This window comes from Actinomadura meridiana, assembly GCF_039537545.1.
Taxonomy (GTDB): Bacteria; Actinomycetota; Actinomycetes; order Streptosporangiales; family Streptosporangiaceae; genus Spirillospora; species Spirillospora meridiana.
In genome coordinates this window covers 211,956-232,337 of sequence record NZ_BAABAS010000005.1, presented here as the reverse complement: position 1 = coordinate 232,337, position 20,382 = coordinate 211,956, and the positions used below count along the sequence as shown (strand labels likewise).

General features: G+C 69.4%; 22 protein-coding genes. 8 read left to right on the top strand and 14 right to left on the bottom strand.

The features are described from left to right. The first annotated feature begins 11 nt into the window (after positions 1-11). The gene (locus ABD808_RS10345; RefSeq protein WP_344893569.1) at positions 12-635 is read left to right on the top strand and encodes a TetR/AcrR family transcriptional regulator; all 624 of its coding nucleotides are present in this window, start codon (positions 12-14) and stop codon (positions 633-635) included. Here the strand turns inward: ABD808_RS10345 and ABD808_RS10340 are convergent. Next, positions 632-2,713, bottom strand: a complete 2,082-nt coding sequence (locus tag ABD808_RS10340; protein WP_344893566.1) for an MMPL family transporter — start codon at positions 2,711-2,713, stop codon at positions 632-634. The genes ABD808_RS10345 and ABD808_RS10340 overlap by 4 nt on opposite strands. A 341-nt stretch (positions 2,714-3,054) precedes the next feature. On the opposite strand from ABD808_RS10340, the gene ABD808_RS10335 reads away from it, so the two are divergent. Then, on the top strand, positions 3,055-3,282 hold the full coding sequence (locus ABD808_RS10335) for a hypothetical protein (RefSeq protein ID WP_344893563.1): 228 nt from the start codon (positions 3,055-3,057) through the stop codon (positions 3,280-3,282). Here ABD808_RS10335 and ABD808_RS10330 read toward each other — a convergent pair. The 4 genes from ABD808_RS10330 to ABD808_RS10315 form a co-directional block, all read right to left on the bottom strand. Then, the gene (locus ABD808_RS10330; RefSeq protein WP_344893559.1) at positions 3,257-3,928 is read right to left on the bottom strand and encodes a response regulator; all 672 of its coding nucleotides are present in this window, start codon (positions 3,926-3,928) and stop codon (positions 3,257-3,259) included. The two genes, ABD808_RS10335 and ABD808_RS10330, sit on opposite strands and share 26 nt — an antisense overlap. Before the next feature lie 139 nt (positions 3,929-4,067). Further along, positions 4,068-4,367: a Dabb family protein gene (locus ABD808_RS10325; RefSeq protein ID WP_344893556.1), complete on the bottom strand. Its 300-nt coding sequence runs from the start codon at positions 4,365-4,367 to the stop codon at positions 4,068-4,070. A 38-nt stretch (positions 4,368-4,405) separates the two neighbouring features. Continuing rightward, a complete protein-coding gene (locus ABD808_RS10320; protein WP_344893553.1) occupies positions 4,406-4,852 on the bottom strand; it encodes a flavodoxin family protein in 447 nt (148 codons plus the stop codon). Positions 4,853-4,867: 15 nt separating this feature from the next. Further along, positions 4,868-5,554 (bottom strand): hypothetical protein, encoded by a 687-nt coding sequence (locus ABD808_RS10315; RefSeq protein ID WP_344893550.1) that lies wholly within the window; start codon positions 5,552-5,554, stop codon positions 4,868-4,870. Positions 5,555-5,674: 120 nt separating this feature from the next. On the opposite strand from ABD808_RS10315, the gene ABD808_RS10310 reads away from it, so the two are divergent. The 3 genes from ABD808_RS10310 (at position 5,675) to ABD808_RS10300 (ending at position 10,051) form a co-directional block, all read left to right on the top strand. Then, positions 5,675-6,145: an endonuclease V gene (locus tag ABD808_RS10310; RefSeq protein ID WP_344893547.1), complete on the top strand. Its 471-nt coding sequence runs from the start codon at positions 5,675-5,677 to the stop codon at positions 6,143-6,145. An 82-nt stretch (positions 6,146-6,227) separates the two neighbouring features. Beyond that, positions 6,228-6,803, top strand: a complete 576-nt coding sequence (locus ABD808_RS10305) for a TetR/AcrR family transcriptional regulator (RefSeq protein ID WP_344893544.1) — start codon at positions 6,228-6,230, stop codon at positions 6,801-6,803. A 2,705-nt stretch (positions 6,804-9,508) separates the two neighbouring features. Next, positions 9,509-10,051, top strand: a complete 543-nt coding sequence (locus tag ABD808_RS10300) for a hypothetical protein (protein ID WP_344893541.1) — start codon at positions 9,509-9,511, stop codon at positions 10,049-10,051. A gap of 42 nt (positions 10,052-10,093) precedes the next feature. Here the strand turns inward: ABD808_RS10300 and ABD808_RS10295 are convergent, their stop codons facing one another. From ABD808_RS10295 to ABD808_RS10275, 5 genes are all read right to left on the bottom strand, one after another. Further along, complete coding sequence (locus tag ABD808_RS10295; RefSeq protein ID WP_344893538.1) at positions 10,094-10,234, bottom strand: hypothetical protein; 141 nt, start codon at positions 10,232-10,234, stop codon at positions 10,094-10,096. Between the two features lie 63 nt (positions 10,235-10,297). After that, complete coding sequence (locus tag ABD808_RS10290; RefSeq protein ID WP_344893535.1) at positions 10,298-11,650, bottom strand: sensor histidine kinase; 1,353 nt, start codon at positions 11,648-11,650, stop codon at positions 10,298-10,300. Continuing rightward, positions 11,647-12,333, bottom strand: coding sequence for a response regulator transcription factor (locus tag ABD808_RS10285; RefSeq protein WP_344893532.1), 687 nt, complete (start codon positions 12,331-12,333; stop codon positions 11,647-11,649). Before ABD808_RS10285 ends, ABD808_RS10290 begins: the two co-directional genes overlap by 4 nt. Before the next feature lie 62 nt (positions 12,334-12,395). Continuing rightward, positions 12,396-13,058: a PaaI family thioesterase gene (locus tag ABD808_RS10280; RefSeq protein ID WP_344893529.1), complete on the bottom strand. Its 663-nt coding sequence runs from the start codon at positions 13,056-13,058 to the stop codon at positions 12,396-12,398. A 99-nt stretch (positions 13,059-13,157) separates the two neighbouring features. Next, complete coding sequence (locus tag ABD808_RS10275) at positions 13,158-14,078, bottom strand: DUF8017 domain-containing protein (protein ID WP_344893526.1); 921 nt, start codon at positions 14,076-14,078, stop codon at positions 13,158-13,160. Between the two features lie 33 nt (positions 14,079-14,111). Between ABD808_RS10275 and ABD808_RS10270 the strand changes: the two genes are divergently transcribed. Then, positions 14,112-14,840 carry a DUF4870 domain-containing protein gene (locus tag ABD808_RS10270; protein ID WP_344893523.1) on the top strand — a complete coding sequence of 243 codons (729 nt, stop codon included), beginning with the start codon at positions 14,112-14,114 and terminating at the stop codon, positions 14,838-14,840. A gap of 18 nt (positions 14,841-14,858) precedes the next feature. On the opposite strand, the gene ABD808_RS10265 is transcribed toward ABD808_RS10270, so the two are convergent. After that, complete coding sequence (locus ABD808_RS10265; RefSeq protein WP_344893520.1) at positions 14,859-15,542, bottom strand: cyclase family protein; 684 nt, start codon at positions 15,540-15,542, stop codon at positions 14,859-14,861. A 43-nt stretch (positions 15,543-15,585) separates the two neighbouring features. On the opposite strand from ABD808_RS10265, the gene ABD808_RS10260 reads away from it, so the two are divergent. After that, positions 15,586-16,461: a HipA family kinase gene (locus ABD808_RS10260; protein ID WP_344893517.1), complete on the top strand. Its 876-nt coding sequence runs from the start codon at positions 15,586-15,588 to the stop codon at positions 16,459-16,461. Beyond that, complete coding sequence (locus ABD808_RS10255) at positions 16,458-16,862, top strand: DUF3037 domain-containing protein (RefSeq protein WP_344893515.1); 405 nt, start codon at positions 16,458-16,460, stop codon at positions 16,860-16,862. The genes ABD808_RS10260 and ABD808_RS10255 overlap by 4 nt, the downstream gene beginning before the upstream one ends. Positions 16,863-16,996: 134 nt before the next feature. Here the strand turns inward: ABD808_RS10255 and ABD808_RS10250 are convergent, their stop codons facing one another. From ABD808_RS10250 to ABD808_RS10240, 3 genes are all read right to left on the bottom strand, one after another. Further along, on the bottom strand, positions 16,997-17,905 hold the full coding sequence (locus tag ABD808_RS10250; protein WP_344893512.1) for a hypothetical protein: 909 nt from the start codon (positions 17,903-17,905) through the stop codon (positions 16,997-16,999). Between the two features lie 291 nt (positions 17,906-18,196). After that, complete coding sequence (locus tag ABD808_RS10245) at positions 18,197-19,294, bottom strand: helix-turn-helix domain-containing protein (RefSeq protein WP_344893510.1); 1,098 nt, start codon at positions 19,292-19,294, stop codon at positions 18,197-18,199. Positions 19,295-19,385: 91 nt separating this feature from the next. Continuing rightward, on the bottom strand, positions 19,386-20,228 hold the full coding sequence (locus tag ABD808_RS10240) for a GNAT family N-acetyltransferase (protein WP_344893508.1): 843 nt from the start codon (positions 20,226-20,228) through the stop codon (positions 19,386-19,388). Positions 20,229-20,382 lie beyond the last annotated feature (154 nt).

The window sequence follows — 20,382 nt, the reverse complement described above, 5'->3', positions numbered from 1 at the left end:
ATAATGGCGGGGTGACGACGAGCGCTGATCGCGGTGGCCGGGCGGGGCACGCCGCGCCACGGTCGGAGCGGCGCGAGCATCTCGTCCGGCTGGCCGGGGAGTTGTTCGCCGAGAAGGGCTTCCAGGCCACGACCGTCCGCAACATCGCCACCGAGGCGGGCATCTTCTCCGGCAGCCTCTACCACCATTTCGACTCCAAGGAGTCGATCGCCGACGAGATCCTGTCCTGCTTCTTCGACCAGCTCATGGCGTCCTACCGAACGGTTCTCGACGAGGGCGCGAACCCGCGCGACGCCCTCGCCGGGCTGGTCAGGGTCGCGTTCGGCAGCCTGGAACGGCACCGGGCCGCGATCACGGTCATCCAGAAGGACTGGAACTACCTGAAGGGCCTGGACCGCTTCGCCTACCTGACCAAGTTCGAGGACGAGGTCGAACGCATGTGGGTGGACGTCCTCAGCACGGGCCGCGAGCAGGACTTCTTCCGCGCCGACCTCGACCCGAAGATCACGTATTTGATGATCCGCGACACCGTCTGGGCGGCGGTCCGCTGGTTCCGGCCGGGAGGGCGCCTCGACGCCGACGCCCTCGCCGGACACTACCTCGGGGTCATCTTCGACGGGATCGACCGGCGCTAGACGCTCACCCGGTCCGGGTCGGCGTGCACGGTGCGGGACGGCAGCAGCCGCGCCAGCGGCCGTGGCAGCCACCAGTTCGCCTCGCCGAACAATTCCATCAGCGCCGGGACGAGCACCAGCCGCACGATCGTCGCGTCGATCAGGATCGCGATACCCATGCCGAGCCCCATCTGTTTGACGGCGACGTCCGCGCCGAGCAGCACCGACAGGAACACCATCACCATGATCGCGGCCGCGGCGGTGATGACGCGGGCGGTGCGGGACAGGCCGAGCGCGACGGCCTCCCGGGTCGGCACGCCGGTCTCGTAGTTCTCGCGGATGCGGGAGACGAGGAACACCTCGTAGTCCATCGACAGCCCGAACAGGATCGGGAACATCATCAGCGGCACCCAGGTCGTGACCGGCATGTCCATCGGGAACCCGAGCAGGCTCCCCGCCCAGCCCCACTGGACCACGGCCGTCAGCACCCCGTACGCGGCGGCGATCGACAGCAGGTTCATCAGCGCGGCCTGCAACGCCACCGTCACCGACCGGACGAGCACGACAAGCAGGAGCAGCGACAGCCCGACGACGACGGCGATCAGCCAGGGCAGCCGGGTGCTGACCTCGTCGGCGAAGTCGATCGAGGCCGCGTTCTGGCCGCCGACGTAGGTCTGGGCGTCGGTGCCGCGTTCGACGCGCGGAATGACGTTGTCGCGCAGTTCGTGGACGAGTTTCGGTGTCGCCTCGTCCTGCGCGCCGGTCGTCGGGAACGCGATGATGACGGACGCCGCGCCGTCCTGACTGGTGCGCGGCGGCTGGACGGCGGCGACGCCGGGCGTCTGCCGGACGGCGGCGGCGAGCCGTCCCGCCTCCGCGCCGGTGCCCCCCTCGGTGACGAGGATCAGCGGCGCGGAGGCGCCGGGCCCGAAGCCCTTCGCCATGATCTGACTCGCCCGGTACCCGCTGTGGTCGTGCGGCTGGGTGCTGGAGTCGGGCAGGCTGAGCCGCATCGACAGCGCGGGCACGGCCAGCACCAGCAGCACGGCGGCCGCGCACAGGCCCGCGACGACCGGGTGGGCCTGGACGGTCCGGGCCCACCGTTCGGCCAGCGGACGGCCCCGCGTCCGGCCGAATCCGGGCACGCGGAGCCGGTCGATGGAACGTCCGGTGAAACCGAGCATCGCGGGCAGCAGCGTCACCGCCGCGAGCATCGTCATCAGCACGGTGACCCCCGCCGCGACCGCGACGGCGTTGAGCAGGCTCTGCTGCATGACGAACAGGCCCATCAATGCGATCACGACGGTGGTCCCGGCGAACAGCACGGCGCGTCCGGCGGTGGCGACGGCGGTGACGGTCGCCTCCTCCGGGTCGTTCCCGGCGTGCGTCTCCTCGCGGTAGCGGGTCACGATGAACAGCGCGTAGTCGATGCCGACGCCGAGCCCGATCAGCGCGGCGACGATCGGGCTGAACGACGGCGCGGGCAGCGGGTGCCCCAGCAGCATGATCAGTGAGAGGCCGGACCCGATGCCGAACAGCGCGGTCAGGATCGGCAGGCCCATCGCGAGCACCGACCCGAACGCGACCAGGAGGATGACGATGGCCGCGAGCACGCCGATGCCCTCCGACGGGCCGCCGCCGGGCGTCTCGGCGACGTCCACGGCGGCGCCGCCGAGCTGGATCTCGACGGGCCCGTTGTCCGAGCGGACGTCGTCCAGGAGCGCGTTCACGTCCGACTTGGACATCTCGTCGGACGTGACGTCAAGGCTTCCGGTCGCGAACGCCGTCTTCCCGTCCTGCGAGATCTGACCGGGCGTCTGGTAGGGCGACGACACCGACGCCACGTGCGGCGTGTCGGCGAGCCGGGCGACGGCCCGCTCCACCCGCGCCTTGACCTGCGGGTTCTGGACGCCCGCGTCGGCGTGCACCGCCAGCGTGATCGAGTCGCCGCTCTCGTCCTGGAAGTGCTGCTCCAGCAGGTCGGAGGCTTTCGCCGACCCCGAGTCCCCACCGGAGAAATCGTTCAGCGGTTCGGCCGCGAAGCCGAAGCCGAGGATCATCACGACGATCGTGCCGACGAGCCAGCTGACCAATGTCAACCGCCGCCTCCGATAACAGAGCCGGGCAAGCCTGGCCAACCTCATGGAAACCACCTTCGTCGGACAAGTCGCCCCTCAGCTGGGGCGTTGGTGGTTCCAACGTTGCCGGTAGGCGGGGTCTGACACATCGCACGGACGGTGTCATCGAGCTCCCCGGATACATCCATTGGAGTACATCCGGCGCGGTATCCCACGGTGCGAGTCCCCTAACCCCCATAGTGTGCTTAGTCACAACTTGCCGATTAGGGGTGACGCCTTGGCCCGTGGGGACGCTGTTACTGGAGAGACCGCTGAGCCGATGGTGTCGGCGGGCGGGGAACGGCAGGCGGGGGGAGCGTGAGATGACGGCTGAGCGAGGTGCCGCCGGTCGCGAGCCCACGCCCGCAGCCCTGCGCGCGGCCACCGCGCGCGGCTTGCAGGAGCAGTTCCCCGGGGTCCGGGTCTGGTACGGCGAGGCGACCGGGTCGTGGTGGGCGATGGTTCAGGTGCGCAGCGGCCCGCGGCTGCTGGAGGCGCCGACGCCGCAGGAGCTGCGCGACGAGATCATGAGCCTGCGGAGCCGGGGATGACCAGCCCCGACTCGTAGGCCAGCACCACGAGCTGCGCCCGGTCGCGCGCCCCGAGCTTGCCCATGGCGCGGCTGACGTGCGTCTTCGCGGTGAGCGGGCTGAACAGGAGCCGTTCGGCGATCTCGCCGTTGGACAGGCCCCGTCCGACCAGCCGGACGACCTCCCGCTCCCGCGCGGTCAGCGTCCCGAGCGCGACGGGCGGCCGGTCCGGCTCACGGTGCCGCGCGACGAACCCCTCGATCACCGTCCGGGTCACGGCGGGCGCGAGCAGCGACTCACCGGCCGCGACGACCCGGACAGCGCGCAGCAGGTCGTCCGGCTCGATGTCCTTGACCAGGAACCCGGACGCGCCCGCACGCAACGCCAGATACACGTAGTCGTCGTCGGTGTAGGTGCTGAGCACCACGACCCGCACGTCCTTCAACGCGGGGTCGGACACGATCCGGCGGGTGGCGGCGAGCCCGTCCACCTCGGGCATCCGCATGTCCATGAGGACGACGTCCGGGCGCAGCGCCTGGGCCAACTCGACCGCGACCCCACCGTGCTCGGCCTCGCCGACGACCTCGATGCCGTCACCGCGGGCCAGCAACGAGCGGAAACCGGCGCGGACCAGCGACTGGTCGTCGGCGAGCACAACGCGGATCACGGCCGTTCCTCGCGGGACGCACGACATACCGCCCCCCGAGGACGGGGCGCGATCCGTCCCCGGAGGGCGTCTGTGGCGACCGTAACCCGAAAAACGTTCAGGCTCAAGCGCTTGCTCGGTTCCCGGCGACCGCGCACGCTCACGGTTCGTACTGCACGACGGTGCGCTCCGCGGTGATCGGCGTGAGGTACCGGTCGACCACCTCCCGGTGGGACGGATGGTCGCGATAGACCAGGTAGGCGTCCTGATCGGCGAAGTCCGCGATGATCGCGAAGTCATGGGCGGCGGGCGACAGACCCACGTCGGCGCCGAGGCTGTACCCCCGGATCTCCGGGATCACGGCGGGCAGTTCACCCAGCCGCGCCGCCAACTCGTCCTGCTGGCCGGTCGTCGTCCCCTCGGCCCATTTGATCAACACCACATGCCGGAATCCGCTCATGGCGGCACGCTACCGCCCACCACGCCAAGATCAACGGTTCAGAGTTCCGCGGCCGTGACCGCGCCCAACTCCCAGCACGCCTCCAGGTCGGCCTTGGACGGCTCCCCCATCACGGCCACCGTCGGCTGGACGGCCTTCCACCTCAACCCGGTGGTGATGGATTCGAGGGCCCGCAGCGCACCCGTCGCGTCATTGTTGCCATGCAGGAACGCCCCGAACGGACGCCGGACGGTCTCCTCCAGGCACGGATAGTAGATCTGGTCGAAGAAGTGCTTGAGCGCCCCGGACAGGTACCCGAGGTTGACTGGCGACCCGAGCAGATAGCCGTCCGCCTCCAAGACGTCCACAACCGAGGCGGTCAGCGCCGGACGCGTCACCACCTCCACGCCCTCGATCTCATCAGTGGACGCGCCCGCCCGCACCGCCTCCAACATCCCCTGCACGGACGGCGACGGCGTGTGATGAACGATCAGCAACCTCTTCATCACCACGAGCCTACGTCAGCCACCATTCACGATCTTGCCCACGGCCTTCGACGCGAGCTTCTCCAGAACATCACTCGGAACGGACCCCCCAGCCGAGTTCACCGACATAAAGACGATGGTCCCACCCACCCGGACGAGCAGCGTCTCGGCATCAGAGCCGGAAGTCGAATCCGTGGGGTCATAGTCCAGATTGTGCGCCTTCATGCGAAGGCTGCTGTCACCGAAATTCGCCCGCTCAACGGTCACCGACACCCGCTGCTCACCGTCGACCTTGTATTCCTTGCACTTCGCGTACTGGCTCTCATACTCGTTCATGAATTTGATCGCCATTTTCTTGGGGAACACCATGAGCACTTCGGAGAACAGCGGCCACTCCGTCCCCTGATTGAACGCGGCCTGCGCGATCGGATACTCAAGCGACAGCTCCGCTGTCTCCTCTGGCGCACAGGGCGTCAGCGCCGGTATCGGGCTCTCCTTGTCGGTGTAGGTCCCATCGCTCTCCACGCTCTCGGGCTTCACGGTCAGCCCCGCCGTGAGCTCGCCCGCGGCGAGCAGGTACGTCTCAAGCTCCTTCCCGGTACGGACCTTCAGCCCACGGTCAATGGAGCCGTCGAACGAGTCAGGCCCTCCCCCGCCCGACCCGTCCGTGACGAGCACGATCAGCGACCCGACGAGAACAAGACCCACCACCGACGCGATCACCAGAACCACCGGCCGCCGGAAGAACGAGGGCCTCGAAGGTAACGGAGGCTGAGGGTAACCCATACACAAATCCATTCTGACGAGGCATGCTGACCTCATTCTACCGATAATGTGCGCCCTATGAAGGTGCATGAACTTCATTCATGGCCGACGTCGCCCGAGGAGGCGGAGGCGATCCAGTACCGCCTCCGCCCATTGCTGATCTTGGACGCCCCCGGCCCGTCCACCCCCCGCACCGTCGCAGGGCTCAACGTCTCCTACGCACCCACCAGCGTGGCCGCAGCGGCAGTCGTCCTGGACACAAAAACCCTGGAGATAATCGACAAATCAGTCAAAATCGGCACCCCCACCTTCCCCTACATCCCCAGCCTGTTCGCGTTCCGAGAGCTCCCCACCCTCCTAGAAGGAACCACCACCATCGGCCGCGTACTCAGAACCCAGAACAACGTGAAACCGGTCTTCGTCTCCGTCGGCCACCGCACCAACCTCGACACCGCCTGCCGGAACGTTCTCGACCTGGCACCCGAGTACCGCCTGCCGGAGACGACGCGCAGGGCCGACCGGCTCTCCCGCGATGCGCTGGCCGGGTAGCGCTCCCTTCCCGAAGATGGCACCCTCGTCCAGAAGCAGACGGAGACACCCAGGTCATCCGCGACACCGCTGGACGGTGCCCATGGACACCAGGCCGATGCGGGCCGACGCCCGCCGCAACTACGAGCGCCTGATCACGACGGCCCGCATCGCCTTCATGGAGCACGGCACGGGCGCGTCCCTGGACGACATCGCCAAACGCGCCGGAGTCGGCTCGGGAACGTTGTACCGCCACTTCCCCACCAGAGACGCGCTGCTACACGCCGTCCTCCACGACCGCATCGAGGGCCTCCTGGCCCACGCGGACGAACTCCTCGCCACCGAGCCCTTCGACGCGGAAGTCGCCCTGGACCGCTGGCTGCGCACCTACCTGTCCGGCGCCGAGACCCCCCGCGGCACCTCCACAGTGATCATCGAAGCGATGTCCGGAGAATGGGCGGAAACCGGCCTAGGCAACGCCGCAACCACAATCTGCGCCGCCCTGGGCCGCCTCCTCAACCGCGCCCAGAACGCAGGCGCCATCAGCACCGCCATCGACCCCCGCGATCTCCTCCGCATAACCAACGCCATAGGCGTAGCCGCCGAACGCACCACCGACCCCAACGCCTACGCCGACCGCATGCTGGCCCTCCTCTTCGACGGCCTCCGCACCCGCTGAACCGCCCCCACAAAGATCTCTGGCCCGCACGGCCCCAGAGCGGGGTGACGGGGCCGTGCGGGCCAGAAACCTGTCTCAATCAGGAACCTCAGTCGGAACCTCAGCCGACGTTCGCTCTGCTCTCCGCCTGTGCACCTCCGCCGTGTCTCCGATCTGACACCCACCACGCTAAGCCCACCCACCCGCCCACAGCCCCCCCTTAACCCTCACTTAGGGATGGGCTGAGCCACCCTTATTCACACCCCGTCCGGCACCGTCCGGGGAAGTCGGCCAGAGAGCCGCTCACCTGCGAAAACAAGGGAAGGAGCCCACGGGACCAGTCCGGGCCCGTCCAGCGCCGTCGAACCAAACCGACTGGCGTTGGCTCCCCAAATTGGCCCCCGTGGCTCCCCCCTCAGCAGGGAGAAGGCCACCCCCATGGCCGTAGAAATCACCGCAACCACGATGACCGCCACAACAGCCGGCAAGGTCATCGCCACCGCCACACGACCGACTGCGGATCGCACGTCACCAGCTACCCTCACCTACTCGACCACAACGCAGCCATCACGGCCCTCATGCTCGCCAAGCGCCACATCACCCACGGCGAGGACGACCCATGCGCGCAGGAGTGGCGAAGGGAGCTGGCCCGTAGCTGACCGCCTCATCCGAATCACAACCGCACTCGCCGTGCTATTTGCTCTCAATGCGGTCTCGGCCCGCTTGAATCCCGCTTGCGCCTCCGTTGACAGAGGGTTGGTGGGCCAGCCCGAACGATTTGACTTACCCGCACCCCTATTCAGAAGCTTCATACCACCAAAGCCGATAGTTACAATCCCCACTATAACAACAGCGACGACGACGAAAATCCTCATTCCAACGGGTCCATGATTGTTGTATTCAGCACTTCTGAACCGCCTACCAGGACTCCTCCCCCAATGTCCCCTCACCCACCGTCCGCCCCGGAAATGACCTCGCACCCAATGTGACATCCGATACTCCTGGATATGAGATGGGCAAAGCACCATGAGTTCTGATGGTTACTTATCACAGCCCATGGCGAGGCCGCCACTATCCCGGACGTGCGAACAATGTATTCTGTCCACAATCGGCTACCCGCTTGCCAAAATTTCTGATCAATATCATTCAACTCGGTGCACCGAGAGAGCACCCAATGAAAGACAATAGTCAGGCTGGAGCCCTTTATCGTGGTGAGACCGTTGTAGCCGCCGAGCCGGACGGACGCGAGCTTGAGCGGGGGCAGACTCGCAGCCTGAACCGCCGGGCGGGCTGACGTCACCTCCCGCCCCGCATTGGGCCCATCACGAGGCCCGCGCAGAACTCCGCGGAGGGCGGGAACGAGCCAGCGGCGTGGACGAGGGAGTTCGGCCCTACGGGGCACACAGCAGAGGCCAAGGGTCAGACACCGAGTCGATAACTCATGCAGCCGATTGTCGAGCCACTTGAAGATGCGCAAGGGGCTTGACGGGTTCAGGTGTCAAATTCCAGGCACTAGGCCACGGCCTAGCTCACGAAGGACACCCCAGACCGGACGCGCTCAGAATTCTCCAAGGACGTCTGCAACTCCGTCCACCTCCGGCAGCGCGCGATAGTGGACCAAAGGCGTTCCGGATCATCGCCTGCCATGCAGTCGCCCATGCCCATGCACGTCCGTGCGGTGCGGACACGCGACGGAGTTGCCGTTCACGCCATGCTCAGTGCCTCGGACGGCGTGTGCGTTGTCGAACGCGGCTGTGCTCGGACGCTCGCATGTCGAGGTGCGGCCGCTGGTCGGCCTCGTCTCGTCCGACCAGTGACGCTAACCGGTTCCGCTGGCGTGGAGGGCACGCGCCCCGCGATCCAGCTCTGGACGGCCTTAGGACCGACACGCAACCGCGCTGCAACGTCGGCTTCGTTCATCGGACGGACACACTTGACACGCCGGACGGCAGGTCTGCGCGTAAGTTGCGTTCGCTCAGCCTCAAGCAGGCGAGCGCGCTCGCCCAAGAGGTGAGCAAGCCGGACCACAGGTTCGGGGCGTGTGGCGTCCTGGCGATCTTCTTGGGGCTCTGTGCGGAGGGACTCTGCACTCCCGAGTGGAGTGACGGCGATCCCGACGAGGCGACCGTGTACGTTCTGTGCGCCGATCGGCGCAGAGGCGAGACGAAGGCGAAGCTGAGGCGACGCGGTCTCGGCGTGGCCAACATGGCCGTGGACGCGCTTCACCTCAGGGCCACGGTCTTCTGTCACGAGGACGGTGGGGCGTGCACCCGTGTAGCAGTCTGCCGCGGTTGCGTGTGGTCCTTAGGGTGGGGAGGCTCGACGTCGGCGAGTGGTGTCACGCGGGCTGCGGCACACAGTCTTGGCCATCATGAGCGGGCGGGACGTTCTCGTGGAGGAGATCAGTGGGCTCGTTGGGTGCTCCAACAGCGAGGTCACTGAAACCGTTTACCGGTACTGGCTCAAGCCCGAGATTTGCGATGGTGCTGAGCGCGTGAACGACATCTTCAAGTTCGTGTAGGTGCGCGGGTCGCGACTTGGCCTCTCCAGGGCGTTGGGTGGCCCGGCGCCTCTTCTCCAGGTGGGGGCTCGGCCTCTAGGGCTTGCTTGGGGTGGTGGAGTTATTCGGGAGTGGTTACTCAAGAAGAGTTTTCGTTACTCTGGGTGTTGGTTTTGTGACTCCGGGTAATGCCGGTTGTGTAGGTCGGACCAACCTGGAGGAAGACATGCAAGTAGGGGTGAAGCTCGGTGTCGGGGTGGCCGCCGCCGTCATGGCCGGGAGCGCGCTGAGCGTCGGGGCGGTCGCCGGGGCTACGGAGCCGCCGCCGAACCCGGGCCAGGAGGAGTCGATCCAGCAGCCTGGGGCTCAGCAGGAGGAGGCTCAGGGGCAGGACGTCGAGGAGGCCGAGGGGCAGGAGCAGGCTCAGCCTCAGGGTGAAGAAGAGGGGCAGGGCTCCGGGGCCATCTTCGTGGGGGCCGAAGGCGATGCCGCCGCGCTCGCGCGGCTCCAGTACTACAAGGCTCAGCGGGCTCGCTGGTGCCACGGGACGGTTGTCGTCTCGACGCTGAACGTCCGGAACGGTGCGGGGCTCGAGCACCAGGTCGTGGGCAAGTACCACCGGGGCACGCACGTCACCGCCAACTGGAGCAGCATCGTCCGCGAGGACGGGTACCTGTGGGTGCGGCTCTCCAACGGTCGCTGGATCGCCGACTACATTCTCGGCAACGGCAACGGCAAGTGGTACGTCAAGTACTCCGACTGCCACTGACGGGTCGGGGCCGGCGCCCTGCGTCGGCCCCGTTTCCCGGCGTCAGATGTTGATGAGATAGCCGCTCGGGGCGGTGGGGACGTAGCCGCTCGCGAGGAGGCCGAGGACGGCGATTGTCGCGGCGACCACGAGGCCCGCGATGCCGATGAGCCCTGCGGCTGCGTATCGGGTGCGGCGGTTCATGGTGGGGACGGTAGGGGCTTCGTGGTTCTGGGTTTGGGTGTTAAGGCGGTTTTAAGCGCGTGCTTATGGCGTGCGGGAGTGGCGGCGGCGGACTAGGCGGCGGGAGCGGGGGCGGCGGGTGGGTGGTAGCCATTTGGTGCGGAACCACATCTGGATCTGGGCGCCGCCGAGGACGCTGCGATGGATGCGCAGGTAGCCGCCGGTGGATTCGGCGGCGCGGCGGGCTATGTCCAGGCCGAGGCCGGTGGAGCCGCCGCCGCTGATGCCCCGTTTGAGGGCGGCGTCCGGGTCGGCTATGCCTGGGCCGCCGTCTGCTACGAGGATGCCGGTCACGCCTTGGCCCTGGTGGAGGGTGACGACGAAGCCTGTGCCTTCGGATGTGTGACGGAAGATGTTGCCCAGGAGGGCGTCTACTGCGGCTGCTAGTTCGGTGCCGGGCACGCGGAGGGGGGCCGGGGTTTCGGCGCCCACCAGTTCGCAGGAGCGGCCCTCGTCTTCGGCCAGGACGGACCAGAACGCGACGCGGTCGCGGAGGACTTTCGCGGCGTCGCAGCTGCCTCGGCCGGTGGGGCGCCGGACGGTGCGGATGATCTGGTCAACCTCGCGTTCGATGCGGTCTACGGCCTGGCGGGTTTGTTCGGCGACCGGGCCGTCGCCGAGAGCTTCGGCGTTGAGGCGGAGGGCGGCGAGGGGGGTGCGGAGGCGGTGGGAGAGGTCTGCGGCCATTTCGCGTTCCGCCGAGAGGAGTTGGACGACGTGGTCGGCCATCGCGTTGAACGCCAGGCCCGCTTCGAGCAGTTCGGGTGGGCCGTCGGGTTCGATGCGGACTGATAGTTCGCCGTCCCCGAAAGCTGCGGCGGCTTCGGCCAAGCGGCGGGTGGAGCGGATCATGCGGTTGCCCAAGCGGTCGGCGACGGCTACGGAACCGGCGACCAGGGCGGCGGCGACCGTTGTCATGACCAGCCATGCCTTCCACACGCCTCGGGTCAGGTCGCCGTCGGGGAGGTACACCTCGACCACGGCGGTGCGGCCAGCGTCCAGGGACACCGGTTGCAGCAGCGCGTAGCCGTCGTCCACGCGGGCGGTGTAGGAGCGGCCACGGCGTTCTGCCTCGGCCAGTTGGTCAGGGTGAGCGCCGGTGCCGTCGCGGGGGCCGGTCGGGACGAGTTCGTCGTCCGGCATGTGCACGGTCATCCGGCCGGCGGCGCCCGCCTGGGTGCTGGCGACGGCGCGTTCGAGGGCGGCGCGGTCCTCGGTGACGACCAGGACGGGGCCGAGCGCGCTGGCCTGGCGTTCGGCGGTGGTGACGGCCCGGTCCCTGGCGATCTCCCGGACGGTCAGCGCGAGCGGGATGAGGAACGCCAGCGCCACCATGGAGGTGACCGCCAGCGAGACCAGGACCAGGGTCCGTCTCATGGTCGCGGGTCGGGTTCGGCCAGCCGGACCCCGACGCCGCGCACCGTGTGCAGGTAGCGGGGGGCGGCGGCGGTCTCGCCGAGTTTGCGGCGCAGCCACGACAGGTGGACGTCGATGGTCTGGTCGTCGCCGTAGGCCTGCCGCCACACCTCGGCGAGCAGCTCGCGTCGCGCGACGACCCGTCCGGGACGGGCGGCGAGGTAGGCGAGCAGGTCGAACTCGCGGCGGGTCAGTTCGAGGGCGTCGCCGTTGAGGGTGGCCTGCCGCCGGTCCAGGTCGATGTGCAGGCCGCCGACGCTGAGCTCGTTGGTCGGGCCGGACCGCGCCGACCTGCGCAGCACGGCGGCGAGCCGGGCGCTGAGGTGCTCGATGGAGAACGGCTTGATGAGGTAGTCGTCGGCGCCCGCGTTCAGCAACCGGACGATCTCCGGCTCGTCGTCCCTGGCCGTCGCGATGATGACGGGAATGTCGGAGATGCCGCGCAGCATCTTCAGCACCTCCGCGCCGTCGAGGTCGGGGAGCCCGAGGTCGAGGACGACGACGTCCGGCGGCGACTGCGTCACCTCGCGCAGCGCGTCCATCGCGGTGCCGACGCTGCGCACGACATGCGAACGGGCGCTCAGTTCCCTGATCAAGGCGGTTCGGACGTTCGCGTCGTCCTCGACCACCAGAACACTCGCCATGGCGGAACCGTATGCCACCAAATGCTCATGCGTCGCGCAATGTCGTATCTTGCCCCGTCGAATCAGGGGGGCGTGCCGGGGCCGTTCTCGGCGGGACGGTACCGGGAGGTGACGAACCGCTGTGGCATGACGAACATCGCGGTGGCCTCCACGGTAACGCGGCCGTCCGGCGCGGCGATCGTCCCGGACGCGAACACCTTGCGGCCCTCGACGTGGCTCGCCTTCGCCTCGACGAGGAGCGGGACGGCGAGCGGGGTGGGACGCCGGTACCGCAGTTCCAGGTTCGCGGTCATGCCAGGCGTGCCGGTCGCGAGGGCGGCCATCCCGAGGGCCTGGTCGAGCACCATCGCGGAGACGCCGCCGTGCGCGTACGACGGCGGGCCCTCGTAGAGGGGGCCGAGCGTGAACTCGCCGCGGACGATGCCGTCCGCGGTGACCTCCAGGTCGACGGGCGGCGCGAGCGGGTTGAGATGCCCGGAGACGGGGCTGCCGAGCTGCCGGTCCACGCGGTCGGCGGAGGGCGCGGCGAACGGCGGGTCGTCCCGGCGTTCGGTTTCGAGGCGCGCGGTCAGTGAGCGGACCTCGTCGGCCACTGTGGCGGCCTCGGCGGCGCCGATCCCGGTGAGGAGGGCGGCCTCCGCCAGCTCGCGGACGCGGGCCGCGAGGCACGCCAGCGCCGCCGCCTCGTCCTCGCCGAGTTGGTCCCGTCCCCACGCCGCGCTCATGCACTCTCCCAGCCGGGGTGTCCCCGCCCCCGATAAGCCGAACGCGATTCTAAGATACGGCCCGCGGCGGTCCGGACACTGGGGTTGTTCTACGACATTTCATGCCCCGTTGGACGTCGGCGTCGGGTTGGGCCGGAGGCTGGCCAGGATCTTCCGCATGTCCGCGTTCGGCAGCGCGTCCGGGACGCCCTGGTCGGCCAGCAGGACGAAGACCGTCGTCAGCCCGGGAGCCACGCCCGGCACGGCCACCGTGTGGACGACCGCTTTCGGCGGCGAGCACTTCTTCCCGGCCTTCACGACGACGTCGGCGCGGATGTACACCGCACGCGCGCGTCCGACCCGCACGGTCTTCGGGGCGCTCAGGGTGACCACCGGGGCCGGTGCGCCCTCCTCGCTGTAGCCGTTGGTGGCCCATTTGTTCGCCGCGTGGTTGGCGACCTTCAGCACGTCGCCCACGACGTACTGGTTGAAGCCGGTGTCCGCGCGGTCGTACTCGTCGTCGCCGTCCTTACACGCGCCCTCGCGGAACTCGGCGCCGGAGCTCATCATGACCGGATTGCCGCCGTTGACGCCTTCGTAGCCGTGGAGCGTGCCCGAGGGCAGGATGCGCCAGGACGGCGAGACGTCGTACGTCAGCCCGTACTTGGCGCTGCTGACGGCCTTCCAGCCCCGCACCCTCGGCGGGACGGTGCTGGACGGTTCGGGCTCCGGGGAGTCCGGCGGAGGTGCCGAGGAGTACTCGTCCTCGACGTCGGGGTCCTGGGACAGCTGGTAGAACTCGTACCCGGCCCACGTCGCGATGACGAGCATGAAGGCGACGAACGGGCCGAGGAACGCGAGCCAGATCCGGCTCGGCCTCGACCGCACCGAGCGGCCGCCGATGAAGGAGGACGGATCGCCCGGCGTCGGGGGCGGGGGCGTGTCGTTCTGGGGCGTTTCCCAATCCTGGCCGGGCAGCGGATACGGGTTGTCGCGTCCCGAATCGTCGCCAATGCCGCCGAAGCCCTTGTCGCCCGTCATGTCCGATGACCGTAGTGCACCGGCGGCGAGGCCATGATCTTGTCACGGTCCAAGGAGGGGACGGCGCGGTGCGCGCCTCAGACCGGCGCCGCTTCGGATTCCGATAGATTTCTGCGGTATCCCCCAGTACCGAAGGAACGACCAGTGACGGACGATCCGCCGCCCGCGCAGCCCCCGCCGTACGAAGGCTCCTACGGCGAGGTGCCGGGCGCTCCTCCCGTGGACGATCCTCCTCCTGGCGCACCGCCTCCCGGCGCGCCTCCGCCTGGTGGACCGCCTCCCGGAGGGCCGCCGTTCGGTGGACCGCCTCCCGGGGGTCCGCCGCCGCCTGGTGGACCGCCGCCTGGTGGGCCCTACGATCCGCATTGGGGATACGGGCCTCCGGGCGTCCCTCCGTACGGTGGGCCGCAACTGGAGACGACCTGGGCGATCTTCTCCTATGTCGGGATGATCGTGCTCGGCTTCCTGGCGCCGATGATCATCTACTTCGTCAAGAAGAACACCGAGCCGTTCACCAGGTACCACGCGGCGCAGGCGCTGAACCAGCAGCTCACCCTGATGATCCACTTCGTCGCGGTGCTGGCCGTCTCGATCCCGTTCGCCATCGCGCTGGACACGCCCGCGCCCCTCGCCCTGCTCATCGTCCCGTACCTGGAGGCGCTGATCGGGCAGTGGGTCTTCATCATCCTGGGCGCGGTGAAGGCGGGTAAGGGGCAGTACGTCCGGTTCCCGGCCTTCTTCTGTCTCCGGATGGTCCGCTAGCCCACCCGTCGAGCGCCGTCAGGCGGGCGGGGGCGGGTCGTCGACGCGGGCGATGGCGCGGACGGGCGCGCCGTCGGCGGCCGCCAAGGCGATCGGGAACAGGGAGACCTCGACCGCGCGGCCCGCGTCCTGCGCGGCCAGGACCCGGTCGAGGCCGGTCAGGTTCTCGCCGATCACCGCGCCCGCGCCGCAGAGGACGCGATGGGCCGCCAGGGAGAAGTCGTCCGAGCCGGGAGGCGGCGTGCGGTCGACGCTGAGGGCGTCGATGGCGACCGTCCGGGCACCGGCGGCCACGATCGCGGCGGCGGTCTCCGGGGTGGGGTACGGGTGGGCTAGGTAGGCGTCGGTCCCCCAGTGTTCCGACCAACCTGTCGCGATGAGCAGGACGACGCCGAGCGCGAGCCCGTCCGGGAGCAGGTCAGGGCCGATGGGCGAGCGTGGTGGGAGGCCGCGGGCGTCCAGGACGACGGCCGGGCCGGTGAAGCGGGACAGGGGCAGCTCGTCCAGGCGCGGCAGCGAGTCGTCGATGTGGAACGGGGCGTCCACGTGGGTGCCGGTCTGCGAACCCAGGTGCAGCCGCAGCACGTTCACGCCGGACTCCGCCGCCGTCAGCGCCGGGACGGCCTCGACCTCCGGATCCCCGGGGTACACGGGCATGCCCGTCGCGATCGGCACCGACAGGTCGAGCAGTTCAAGGCCCACAATTCGATTATCCCGGGCGCCCTCACCCGATAGCGTTTGCGGTGTGTTGCCACACGTGACAGCCATCCGCTACGTGACGCCGCTACGCGAGGGCGGGTCGCTGCCGGGCGTCGTCGAGGCCGACGACCTCGGCACCTACGTCGTGAAGTTCCACGGCGCCGGGCAGGGCCGCAAGGCGCTGATCGCCGAGGTGATCGCCGGTGAGCTGGCCCGCCGGCTCGGTTTCCGGGTGCCCGACCAGGTGCTCGTCGACCTGGACCCCGCGATCGGACGGCACGAGCCCGACCCCGACGTGCAGGACCTGCTCAAGGCGAGCCCCGGGTGGAACCTCGGCGTCGACTTCCTGCCCGGGTCGCTCGGGTTCGACCCGCTCGGCTGGCGTCCGGACCCCGGCTTCGCGTCCCGGGTGCTGTGGTTCGACGCCTTCACCGGCAACGTCGACCGCAGCTGGCGGAACCCGAACCTGCTGGTGTGGCACGGCGACGTGTGGCTGATCGACCATGGAGCGAGCCTCATCTTCCACCACGCCTGGACGAACGCGACCCGGCTGTTCTCCGGCCCCTACGACGTGGACGAGCACGTCCTCGTCCCGTACGCGACCCAACTGGAGGCCGCGGAGGCCGAGCTCGCGCCGAAGATCACCGAGGCGCTGCTGCGCGAGGTGACGGCCCTGGTGCCCGACCTCTGGCTGGAGGGCGAGCCCGGGTTCGCCTCCCCGCAGGCGCTGCGCGACGCCTACGTCGACATCCTGCTGCCCCGCGCGGGCAAGCCCCGCGACTGGCTGCCGGACCTGGACGTCGCCGGGCACTCCCCCGACACGTCAGTGCGGCGCGGAGAGAACCGAGCCGGTCCGGGGGGTGTGGGGGGTCGTCCCCCCACAAGGAACCGTCCCGGTTGGCTCGGGGGTGGCGGACGATGAGCGGCAACATCCGGACGGCGGCGGAGCCCACGGTGTTCGAGTACGCGGCGCTGCGGATCGTCCCGCGTGTGGAGCGCGGCGAGACGATGAACGTGGGCGTGGTGGTGTACTGCCGGGCCCGCGACTATCTCGGCTGCCGCACCCATCTGGACGAGCAGCGCCTCCTCGCCCTGGACCCGCTGCTGAACGTCGAGGGCGTCCGCAACGCGCTGAAGGCCGTGTCCGCCGTCTGCTGCGGCGGCGACCAGGCGGGGCAGGCGGCGAACGAGAAGCCGGGTGCCAGGTTCCGCTGGTTGACGGCGCCGCGGAGCACGATCGTCCAGCCGGGGCCGGTGCACGCGGGGCTGACCGACGACCCGGCGGCGGAGCTGGACCGCCTGCTCGATCTGCTCGTCAAATGATGCCGACCTGAAAACGAGCCCGGCTGGTCGGAAAACGAATTATCGTCAATTAATTCGTCTCCGTGTTCACACACTTACGCGGCTCGGCTCCGAGCCCCGCGGGGGCGAGGAGACGAACCGCGCAAGCCATTCATTCAATCCCATTCCCAGCGGATGCCGTGATACCCGGCGGCCATGCCGAACTCGATGAAGTGGACGCTCTGGTAGCTCGACAGCCGCAGGTCGGCCGAGTCCTTGAGCGCGGTGTGGCCGTCCGGACGCCACGTCCGGTAGCAGCGGGCGGGGAGCGCGGCCGGGTGGAACCGTATCTCGATCAGGTACTCGTGCTGGGGGGCGCGGAACCCGCGTCCCTCCTCGCTGGCGGGTGGGCTGGCCTCGTCGAACCCGAAGCCGTATTCCAGCAGATACGTCTCGCCGCGACCGAGGGCCCGGTCGAACAGCAGCTCGGCGGCGATGAGGCCGCTGGCCTCGTCCATCCTGACGCGCCCGAAGCGGCAGCCGCGGACGGTACGGGACGACGGCAGGACGCCCTGCGGATGGTGGTACACCGCGATCCACCGGTCCACCCCGCGCTGCTGTGCCTGGAACACGGCGCGGACACGGACCTCGTGCAGCTCACGGCGGCGACCGATGATGTACTGGTCGTGCATGCTGAGCCCGGTGAGCTGCCGCTCGCCGCGGTCCCCGATCTCGTCCAGCAGATCGCGGACGCCGGGCTCGGGACACAGTTCCTCCACGGGCAGCCACGGACCGGTCGCACGTTCCGCGGTCGGCTTGAGGAGGGTCAACAGGGAATGGCGCGGCAGTTCGAGGATGACCTCGAGGCCGCGGACGGCGCGCATGGAGTCAGCGCGCTCGGGCCGTGTCCGGCCGCGCTGCCAGTAGCTCAGCGTGGACAGGCTGACGGCGATGCCCTGCTCGTCCAGGCGGCGCCGCAGCGAGTCGAGGCTGAGGCCCCGCGCCTGGATCGCCGCATGCAGGGCGACATTGAACGGACCGTACTGCAAGACCTGTAGGAGATCGTCTTCTGCGACACTCTGCACTGTTCGGCCTCCGGATCAGCTCCGGCCGGCCCCCGCACAACGGCCTTGACAACTTCAATTGCGATTCAATGCTCACTGTAAGTCCCTGGTGGCTCAATGCCAACAGGCAACTTTTGACGTCTCTCCTTTCCCATTCGTCTCGTCGCGGCCACCCGGGGGCAATGCCGGGTTCATGGAGTGTAGCTCCGGCGGGCCCGCCGGTCATGTGTTTCCCGGACGAGATCATCCGCAGGTGGCGGGCGGCGGGGGTCGACCCACTCCCACCTGCCGACTCCCGCTCCGGAACCGGGCTCAATGCCACTCCCATTCGATGCCGACGATGCCGCGCCGCACGGCGCCGACGGCGATGTTGGCACTGCCCGATGTCCCGATCCACAGCTCTCCGAGGCGCTGCCGCGGCGACTGGGAGCTTTCGGCGGTGAAGCCGTAGCAGCGCGCGGGGAGCCGGTCGCCGTCGAACTGGATGATCGCGACGTAGTCGTGGACGGGATGGGAGAACCTCCGGTCGTAGCAGTCGTAGGCGGGCTCGTCGATGGGGCCGAGCTCGTACTCGACGACGGCGGTGTCGCCCGCGGACAGGACGCGGTCGAAGACCAGCTCGAACGCCACCAGCCCGCCCTCGGCGCGGATCCGTCCGGGACGGCAGTAGCGCACGTCGGCGAGACCGGCCGTCCCGATGCCCGTTCCGGAGACCATCTCGTCGTCGGGCAGGTCCTTCTTGGCGTCGCAGCCCTCGGCCGGGCGGTGGTCGGCCATGCGGCCGTCGAGCATGCCGCCGTCCTCGGCCGCGACGTCGAGCGCGTGCTCGGCGGGCGCCACGCCGTTGCCGGGGTTGCCCGTGCCGCCCGCGTTGCCCAGATTGCCGGTGTTGCCGGGCTGCTGGACGCTGCGCGTCTGGTGGACGCACACGACCCGGTCGATGTCGTCACCGGCCGCGCGCAGCACGGTGCGGACCGACAGCGTCCAGGAGCGGCGGACCTCGTCGAGCCGGAACACGTCGTGGATGCTCAGCCGCTCGAGCCGGTGGTCGCCGGACCGGTCGAGCTGCCCGACGAGGTTCGTGTACTGCTCAGGGTCGGGCCACAGGTCCCGCACGGGACGGCCGCGCTCGCCCGGACCCGGCGCCCCGGCGGTCAGCCCGCCGCGGACGGGCGTCGCGGTGGGCGCGGGGTCGTCGAGCAGGTCTGTCAGAGTCCCCGGCGGCACCTGGAGAATCTCCTCCAGGGCGACGACGACGGTGCGGGAGCGCGGACGGCTCCGGCCACGTTGCCAGTAGCTCAGCGTGGCCACGCTGACGGTGAGGCCACGCCGTCCCAGCCGGTGCCGGATCCGTTCCAGAGTCAGCCCGCTGGCCTGAATGGCCTGCCGCAACGCTCCGGCGAATTCCACGGCCGGATGGTACCGGTCCTGGACAGCCTGAATCATTGTTCGGGCGATACCGGGCAGGCAAAGACAAAATGCTAGGCCCAGCCAGCCCGATTCAGAACAGAATCGACATGAACGACCCGATCTCGGCGAAGCCCACCCGCCGGTACACGGCCCGCGCCCGCTCGTTGTAGTCGTTCACGTACAGTGACACCGCCGGTGCGATGCCGCGCAGCGCCTCGCGCACCACGGCGGACATCCCGGCGGCCGCCCGGCCCCGCCCGCGCAGATCGGGCGGCACCCAGACGCCCTGCACCTGGCAGGCGTGCGGGGTGACGGCGCCGACCTCCGCCTTGAACACGACGCGGCCACCCTCGATGCGGGCGAAGGCGCGGCCGTCGCGGATCAGCTCGGCGACCCGGGCCCGGTACAGGACGCCGCCGTCGCCGGTGTCGGGCGAGATCCCGACCTCCTCGGTGAACATCGCGACGCAGGCGGGGTAGACGATGTCGAACTCCTCCATCCGGACCCGCCGGACACCCGGGTCGGCCGGGACGGCGGGGACGGCGGAGGTCGCCATGACCGGCTGGACGGCCCGGACGGCCCGCGGCGGCCCCCAGTACGGCGCGAGGATCTCCCACAGCTCCCCGACCGTGTCGACGGGCCCGACGATGGACGAGCAGCGCCGTCCCTGCGCCTGGGCCCGTTCGGCGAACGCGCGGACGGCCCGCGGGCCCGCCGCGACGGGGATCAGGTTGGCGCCGGAGTAGCACAGCGAGACGAGCCGCCCCTCGCGCAGGTAACCCCACATCTGGGCGCCGAGGCGGCGCGGGTCGAGCCCCGCCGCGTGCACGCGGGAACTGACGAACACGTTGGACACCGGGTCGGCGTCCAGGATCGCGAGGGCCTCCGCCCGGTGCCGGTCGTCCAGCACGCGCACCGGGACCGAGCCCAGCATGCGCACGGCTACCGGCCCCCGGTGGCCGCGCGCACCCTCACCATTGAAAGCAGCACGTGCTCAAGCCTATGCCGTCTGAAGTCCGGTCATCCGCGCGAGCACCATGAACGGTCGTCCGGACCGTCCGGCAGGCGCTCGACGGTACGAGTCGGCA